The organism is Brachybacterium phenoliresistens (genome assembly GCF_039530785.1).
Classification (GTDB): Bacteria; Actinomycetota; Actinomycetes; order Actinomycetales; family Dermabacteraceae; genus Brachybacterium; species Brachybacterium phenoliresistens.
Genome location: NZ_BAAAOW010000009.1, coordinates 144,700 through 151,135 on the forward strand (window position 1 = coordinate 144,700; position 6,436 = coordinate 151,135).

Here is a 6,436-nt window from a genome sequence, read left to right on the forward strand (position 1 = left end):
CCGGGCGGCGGCAGGGGTGTCGGGACGGGGCGTCGGGGAAGAGGGGGACGGGGGACGGTGCGGCCCGCCGCGGGTCAGTGCGCGAGCACCTTGCCGAGGAAGTCCTTGGCGCGCTGACTGCGGGGAGCGGTGAAGAAGGCCTCCGGCTCGGCGGACTCGACGATCTCCCCCGAGTCCATGAACACGACCCGGTCGCAGACGTGCCGGGCGAAGCCCATCTCGTGGGTGACCACGAGCATGGTCATGCCGGCCTCGGCCAGCTCGGTCATGACGTCCAGCACCTCCTTGATGACCTCCGGGTCCAGGGCCGAGGTGGGCTCGTCGAACAGCATCGCCTTGGGATGCATGGCCAGGGCCCGCGCGATCGCGACGCGCTGCTGCTGACCGCCGGAGAGCTGGGCGGGGAGGCTGTGCTCCTTGCCCTGCAGGCCGACGCGGGCCAGCAGCTCCATCGCCTCGGCGCGGGCCTCCGCCTTGGGGACGCCGCGCACCTTCATCGGCCCCAGGGTCACGTTCTCGACGGCGCGCAGGTGCGGGAACAGGTTGAAGGACTGGAAGACCATGCCCACCTCGCTGCGCAGGCGGGCGAGCTCCCTGCCCTCCTCCGGCAGCGGGCGGCCGTCGACGGTGATCACGCCGTCGCTGACCGTCTCGAGGCGGTTGATGCAGCGGCACAGGGTCGACTTCCCGGATCCGGAGGCGCCGATCAGCGCGACCACCTCCCCGCGATGGATGTCCAGGTCGATGTCCTTGAGGGCCGCGAAGTCGCCGAAGAGCTTCGAGACGCCCCGCACCGAGATCAGCGGCTCGCCGACGGCGGCCGCCGCGCCGTCGGGCGGGGGGACGGGAGTGTCGCGCGCGTCGGTCATAGGCATCACTATGTCCCCGGCCTGGGCCGATGTCCACGCGCGGGGGCATCGGCCCAGGATCCGGGACCCAGATGTGACCTCGCGGTCAGCGCACCGGGCCGGCGGCCTCAGGCGTGCGACGGGCCGGAGTAGGCGCCCTGGTAGACGGCGTCGAAGGGGGCATGGCAGGACTGGCGGTTCTCGATCGCGCTGGTCACGACGGCCTTGGCGGTGCGGGCGGCCTCCAGGGGCGTGGCGCCCTTGGCGAGCTCGGCGGTCACGGCGGCCGCCAGGGTGCAGCCCGCGCCCGAGACCCGCTCCTGGCCGACCTTGGGGCTGCGCAGCTCGACCAGCTGGTCGCCGTCGAAGAAGACGTCCACCGCCTCGTCGCCGGCGATGCCGACCCCGCCCTTGGCCAGGACCACGGCGCCGGAGGCCGCGTGGATGACGCGGGCGGCCTCGGCCAGCTGCTCGACGCTCTCGATCGGGCGGATCCCGGAGAGGATCTCCGTCTCGGCGAGGTTCGGGGTGACGAAGGTGGCCTGCGGCAGGATCTGCGCCTTCAGGGCGGTGTCGGTGTCCAGCGCGAAACCGCCCTCGGACTCGTCCTTGCAGATCAGCACCGGGTCCAGCACGACGTTCGTGAAGGCGTGGCGCTCCAGGGCCGTCGCGACCACGTCGATGGTCGCGGGGGTGCCCAGCATGCCGATCTTCACGGTGTCGATGTCGTGGTTCGCGGTCGTCGCCTCGATCTGGTCCTCGATGACCTGCGGCTCGACGGGCACGAAGCGGTGCCCCCAGCTGTTCTGCGGGTCGAAGGAGACGATGCACGTCAGCGCGACGGTCCCGAAGGTGCCCAGCTGGTGGAAGGTCTTGATGTCGGTCTGGGCGCCGGCGCCTCCGGTGGCCTCGGAGCCGGCGATGGACAGGGCGACACGGGGCATGGGTGCTCCTCCTCGGATGCAGGTCGGTGGGGCATCGGCCGATGGCACGATGCGCGTCCGAGCGCTCCCAGGACCTCCCCGTCGGGGGCCGGTCCGTCGCCACGGCGAGGGATGATCCTACGCTCATCGGCCTCCCGGGCGCAGACGCGCCCCCACGGCGGCCGGTACAGTGCAGGGCGTGCTGCGCGGTCTGCTCGACCGCCACCTCCGGCCGAGCCTCAAGTTCCTCGCGGTGGGTGGCCTGGTCTTCCTCCTCGACGCGGCCCTGTACAACCTGCTGGTGTTCTGGGATCCCGGGCAGGGGTGGGGCCACGGCGTCCTGTTCGCGCACCCGATCATCGCCAAGGCCATCACGATCTCCGCGGCGTCCTGCCTGACCTACCTCGGCAACCGGCTGTGGACCTTCGGGGACCGCCCGGCCCCCGGGACCACCCGCTCGGTGATCGCCTTCGTGCTGGTCAACATCATCGCCACCCTGCTGCAGCTGTCCTGCCTGGCGTTCTCCCGCTACGTCCTGGGGCTGGACTCCCCGCTGGCGGACAACATCTCCGGCACGCTCATCGGCCAGGCGGTCTCGACGTCCTTCCGCTACGTCACCTACGGGCGCTTCGTGTTCCCCTCCGCGGCGCGCGCCGCGCAGGACTCTGCGCCGCGGATCACCACAGCCGTCTGACGTCCGCCTAGAATCAGGCGAGCCCCCTCGTCGGGTCGGCCCTCCCGGCCCTCCTCCCCGACGATGTCGCGCTGCAGGGTCCCGCGCTGCGGGATCCGTCGTCCTCGGACACCACGGGAAGGATCAGCGATGACCACCACCACCGAGACCCGAGCGGGATTCAGCCCACGGGTCGCCCTCCAGAAGGTCGGCACATCGCTGTCGAACATGGTGATGCCGAACATCCCGGCGCTCATCGCCTGGGGCATCCTCACCGCCTTCTTCATCCCGGACGGGTGGACGCCCAACGAGCCGCTTGCCGCCGCCGTCGGCCCGATGATCCACTACCTGCTCCCGCTGCTGATCGCCAACACCGGCGGCCGCATGATCTACGAGGCGCGCGGCGCCGTCGTCGGCGTCATCGCGACCATGGGCGTCATCGCCGGCTCCGACTGGCTGATCGCGCAGGAGAACGCCGCCGAGCTCGAGAAGTGGCTGGCCGCCGGCAACGCCGAGGCCGACTTCGCGGCGCTGGGCCAGGTCCACATGTTCATCGGCGCCATGATCATGGCGCCGCTGGCGGCCTGGGTCATGAAGAAGCTCGACCGCCTGTGGCAGGACCACATCCCGGCCGGCTTCGAGATGCTCGTGAACATGTTCTCCGCCGGCATCTTCGGCTTCATCGCGCTGGTGGCGGGCTTCTTCGGCCTCGCACCGATCGTGAACGGCCTGATGAGCGCCCTGTCCGCGGGGGTGGGGGCCCTGGTCGACGCGCATCTGCTGCCGCTGGTGTCGATCCTCATCGAGCCCGCGAAGATCTTCTTCCTCAACAACGCCATCAACCACGGCGTGCTCACCCCGCTGGGCCTGTCCGAGGCCAGCCAGAACGGCAAGTCCGTCCTGTTCCTGCTCGAGGCGAACCCCGGCCCGGGCGTCGGCATCCTGCTGGCGTACACGATATTCGGCCGCGGCGCCGCGCGCGCCTCCGCCCCCGGCGCCGCGATCATCCAGTTCTTCGGCGGCATCCACGAGATCTACTTCCCGTACGTGCTCATGAAGCCGATCCTGATCCTCGCCGCGATCGGCGGCGGCATGGCGGGCGTGGCCGTGAACGTCGCCTTCGGCACGGGCCTGATCGCGCCGGCCTCCCCCGGGTCGATCTTCGCGATCTTCGGCGTGGCCGCCCGCGACTCCTACCTCGGCATCGCCCTGGCGGTCCTCGCCGCGGCCGCGGTGAGCTTCACGCTCTCGGCGCTGCTGCTGCGCATCGGCAAGCAGGACGACGGCGACATCGCCGCAGCCACCGCGAAGATGGAGCAGATGAAGGGCAAGAAGTCCTCCGTCGCCGGGGCGCTCACGGGCGCCGGCGACGGAGCCTCCGGCATCGCCGTCTCCGGCCACACCGGCCCGATCTCCCGGATCGTCTTCGCCTGCGACGCCGGCATGGGCTCCTCCGCGATGGGTGCGACGGTGCTGCGCAAGAAGGTGCGCGCCGCCGGCTTCGCGGACGTCGAGGTCACCAACAAGGCGATCTCGAGCCTGTCCGACGAGTGGGACGTGGTGGTCACCCAGAAGGAGCTCGCCGACCGCGCCCACGAGCGCACCGCCTCCGCCGTCCACGTGGCCGTGGACCAGTTCATGAACTCGCCCCGCTACGACGAGGTCGTCGAGCTCGTGAAGGCCCGCAACTCCGGCGGCGCCCCGGAGGCCGACGCCGCCCCGGCGGCTCCCGTGGCCGCTGCCCCCGCCGCCGAGGCCGGCCCCGAGATCATGCCGCTGTCCTCCATCGTCATCGCCGGCACCGCCCGGGATGCGGCCAGCGCGATCGACGAGGCCGGCGGCCTGCTGGTCGCGGCGGGCGCCGTGGACGAGGGCTACGTCGCCGCGATGCATCAGCGCGAGGCGACCGTCTCGACGTTCATGGGCAACGGCCTGGCGATCCCCCACGGCACCGGCGAGGCGAAGGCCTCGATCAGCCGCTCGGGCATGTCGCTGATCCGCTACCCCTCGCCGATCGACTGGAACGGCAACGAGGTGCGCTTCGTGGTCGGCATCGCGGGCGTCGGCAACGAGCACCTGGACCTGCTGCAGAAGGTCGCGATGATCTTCTCCGACCCGGCCCAGGTGCAGCGGCTCGAGGATGCCGGGACGGCCGAGGAGATCCGCGCGATCTTCGACGAGGACTGAGAACATGGGCCGGCCCCGGACGGGCACGGACATGACGCGAACGCGAGAAGAGGGAGACCGATGAAGGCAGTGCATTTCGGCGCAGGGAACATCGGCCGCGGGTTCGTGGGCCTGCTGCTGCACGAGGCGGGGATCGAGGTGGTCTTCGCCGACGTGCAGGACGCGCTGATCACGGCCCTGAAGGAGGCGGACTCGTACACGGTCCACGCCGTCGGCAGCTCGGGCCGCGACACGGTCGTCGAGGGGTTCCGGGCGGTGAACTCCGCGAGCGAGCTCGAGGCCGTCGTCCAGGAGATCGCGACCGCGGACATCGTCACCACCGCCGTCGGCGCGCACATCCTGAAGTTCGTCGCCCCCGCCATCGCGCAGGGGATCGCGGCCCGTCCGGCCGATGCGGGACGCGTCGCGGTGATGGCCTGCGAGAACGCCATCAACGCGACCGACATCCTGGAGGCGGAGGTCCGCAGCGCCTACGAGGGCGAGGACCTCGAGGCGCGGGCCCTGTTCGCCAACACCGCGGTGGACCGCATCGTCCCCGCCCAGGCGCCCGATGCCGGCCTCGACGTCACCGTCGAGACCTTCTTCGAGTGGGCGGTCGAGCGCGGCCCCTTCGACGGCGCCGAGCCGGACATCCCGGGGATCACCTGGGTGGAGGACCTCGAGCCGTACATCGAGCGGAAGCTGTTCACCGTCAACACCGGCCACGCCGCCACGGCCTGGTTCGGCTGGGCCGTCGGGATCGAGAAGATCTCCGACGCGATCTCCGAGCCGTCGATCCGCGGGAAGGTCGCCGCGGCCCTCGCCGAGACCGCCACCCTGCTCGTCACCAAGCACGGGTTCTCCGCCGAGCAGCAGCAGGCGTACGTCTCCAAGATCCTCGAGCGCTTCGCCAACCCGCACCTGCCCGACACCGTCGAGCGGGTGGGCCGCGCCCCCGAGCGCAAGCTCTCCCGGCACGAGCGGATCATCGGCCCCGCGGCGGAGCTCGCCGAGCGCGGACTGGACCACCACTCGCTGGTCGCCGTCCTCGCGGCGGCGCTGCGCTTCACGCCTGAGGGCGACGAGGAGGTCGTCCGCGTCCAGGAGCTCCTGGCCACGGGCGACGCCGACCAGGTGACGGCGACGCTCACAGGGCTCGCGGCGGAGCATCCCCTCCACCCCGCCGTGCGCGAGGCCGTCGCCGCCCGCATCGCCGAGCTGCAGGCCTGAGCGCCGGGGCCGCGCGGGCGGGCTTTCCCGTCCGCGCAGCGCCCGCACCGCCGCCGAGGTAGCGTTACCTCTACGACCATCGCTTCCGTCGCCCCCGGACCATCGGGGCGGCTCCGAGAAAGGCTTCGAACATGGCAGAGCGCACCGTCACGGTTGCCAGCGCGTCCGGGCTCCACGCCCGTCCCGCCTCGATCTTCGCCAAGGCCGCGGGCGAGCAGCCCGCGCAGGTCACGATCGAGAAGGTGGGCGGCAACCCCGTCCAGGCCTCGAGCATCCTCATGCTTATGACCCTGGGCGCCGGCAACGGCGACGAGGTCACCCTGCGTGCCGAGGGCGAGGGCGCCGAGGAGTCCGTCGCGGCCCTGGCCGCGCTGCTCGAGAAGGATCTCGACGCCGAGGAGTGAGCCTCCTCCCCCGGAGACGGAAGAACGGCGGCATCCCCTCGGGGGTGCCGCCGTTCTCGCGTCCGGGCGCTCAGCTCACAGGCCGAGCTCCTCGAGGATCGGCAGGCCGGCGCGCACGGCCTGCTTCGCGGCGGAGGCGGTGGGGGCGGCCACGGCCGCGGCCGCGAGCTCCTTCGCCTGCTCGAGGGAGAC

At 71.7% G+C, this 6,436-nt stretch carries 6 protein-coding genes; 4 read left to right on the top strand and 2 right to left on the bottom strand.

Features of this window, described 5'->3' with window-relative positions; translation table 11 throughout:
• Positions 1 to 74: 74 nt before the first annotated feature.
• Both ABD234_RS16300 and ABD234_RS16305 read right to left on the bottom strand, forming a co-directional pair.
• Positions 75 to 869, bottom strand: coding sequence for an amino acid ABC transporter ATP-binding protein (locus ABD234_RS16300; protein WP_038371765.1), 795 nt, complete (start codon positions 867 to 869; stop codon positions 75 to 77).
• A gap of 107 nt (positions 870 to 976) precedes the next feature.
• A complete protein-coding gene (locus ABD234_RS16305) occupies positions 977 to 1,792 on the bottom strand; it encodes a hydroxymethylpyrimidine/phosphomethylpyrimidine kinase (RefSeq protein ID WP_038371764.1) in 816 nt (271 codons plus the stop codon).
• Positions 1,793 to 1,970: 178 nt separating this feature from the next.
• Between ABD234_RS16305 and ABD234_RS16310 the strand changes: the two genes are divergently transcribed.
• The 4 genes from ABD234_RS16310 (at position 1,971) to ABD234_RS16325 (ending at position 6,244) form a co-directional block, all read left to right on the top strand.
• Positions 1,971 to 2,465, top strand: coding sequence for a GtrA family protein (locus ABD234_RS16310; RefSeq protein WP_344358487.1), 495 nt, complete (start codon positions 1,971 to 1,973; stop codon positions 2,463 to 2,465).
• Positions 2,466 to 2,594: 129 nt separating this feature from the next.
• Positions 2,595 to 4,631: a PTS sugar transporter subunit IIA gene (locus ABD234_RS16315; protein ID WP_344358490.1), complete on the top strand. Its 2,037-nt coding sequence runs from the start codon at positions 2,595 to 2,597 to the stop codon at positions 4,629 to 4,631.
• Between the two features lie 60 nt (positions 4,632 to 4,691).
• Entirely contained in the window at positions 4,692 to 5,840 is a 1,149-nt protein-coding gene (locus tag ABD234_RS16320; RefSeq protein WP_344358492.1) for a mannitol-1-phosphate 5-dehydrogenase, read from the top strand.
• A 131-nt stretch (positions 5,841 to 5,971) separates the two neighbouring features.
• A complete protein-coding gene (locus ABD234_RS16325) occupies positions 5,972 to 6,244 on the top strand; it encodes an HPr family phosphocarrier protein (protein ID WP_038371759.1) in 273 nt (90 codons plus the stop codon).
• Positions 6,245 to 6,436 lie beyond the last annotated feature (192 nt).

Bases quoted from the DNA above. Each gene is read 5' to 3' on its own strand.
- ABD234_RS16320 (WP_344358492.1), top strand. From the start codon at position 4,692: ATGAAGGCAGTGCATTTCGGCGCAGGGAACATCGGCCGCGGGTTCGTG.
- ABD234_RS16300 (WP_038371765.1), bottom strand. From the start codon at position 869: ATGACCGACGCGCGCGACACTCCCGTCCCCCCGCCCGACGGCGCGGCG.
- ABD234_RS16305 (WP_038371764.1), bottom strand. From the start codon at position 1,792: ATGCCCCGTGTCGCCCTGTCCATCGCCGGCTCCGAGGCCACCGGAGGC.
- ABD234_RS16325 (WP_038371759.1), top strand. From the start codon at position 5,972: ATGGCAGAGCGCACCGTCACGGTTGCCAGCGCGTCCGGGCTCCACGCC.
- ABD234_RS16315 (WP_344358490.1), top strand. From the start codon at position 2,595: ATGACCACCACCACCGAGACCCGAGCGGGATTCAGCCCACGGGTCGCC.